A 566-nucleotide genomic window follows, 5' to 3' on the forward strand; every position below is an offset into this window, starting at 1 on the left:
GAGGGGCTGAGCCAGGGGGAGGGCGCCAAGTCGAACTTCCTGCTCCGCCGTCTCGCCAGGCTCCCGTTCGTGTTCAACGTGCGGATCAACGCACCCTTTCAGCAGCTCCTCGATTCGGTGCAATCCTGGTACGATCCCAGCCGGCTGATCGAACGAAACCTGGACGCATTGATCGAGGAAGAGCAACGGCAAAGCGGGGAGGCGCCGCCGGCTCCGGGGCAACCCGTTCAGCCGCCGGAAAGCGACGAAGCGCAATGATGGGAGGACAAATGGTGAAGGTTTCTCGATCGCGGCCTGGCCGATGGCTTCTCGCCGGCGTCGCGGCTCCGGCAGCGATGACCGGAGCGTGCGTGAATGTGGAAGCGCCGGACAAGCCGATCGTGATAAACCTCAATATCTCGATTACGCAGGAAGTGGTCTATCGTCTCGACAACAAGGCCAAGACGCTGATCCAAGAGAACCCGGGAATTTTTTGATGCGCATGCTTGTTCTCACTCTCGCGCTCGCCGCATCCGCGGCCCCGTCCGCGGCACTTGCGCAGCGCGACCCCGCCTATCAGGCTGCCG

The 566-nt window shown here is 62.7% G+C and carries 2 protein-coding genes; both read left to right on the top strand.

Annotated elements, in window-relative coordinates; genetic code table 11:
• A partial coding sequence (locus ACMGE0_RS33645) for a hypothetical protein (RefSeq protein ID WP_436820189.1) occupies positions 1–258 on the top strand: 258 nt, incomplete at its 5' end.
• Between the two features lie 11 nt (positions 259–269).
• The gene (locus ACMGE0_RS33650) at positions 270–476 is read left to right on the top strand and encodes a YnbE family lipoprotein (RefSeq protein ID WP_436820190.1); all 207 of its coding nucleotides are present in this window, start codon (positions 270–272) and stop codon (positions 474–476) included.
• Positions 477–566 lie beyond the last annotated feature (90 nt).

Source organism: Neorhizobium descurainiae (genome assembly GCF_051400715.1).
GTDB lineage: Bacteria > Pseudomonadota > Alphaproteobacteria > Rhizobiales > Rhizobiaceae > Neorhizobium.

What these genes read in the sequence shown, in the direction of transcription:
- ACMGE0_RS33650 (WP_436820190.1), top strand. Translation starts at nt 270, where the DNA reads ATGGTGAAGGTTTCTCGATCGCGGCCTGGCCGATGGCTTCTCGCCGGC.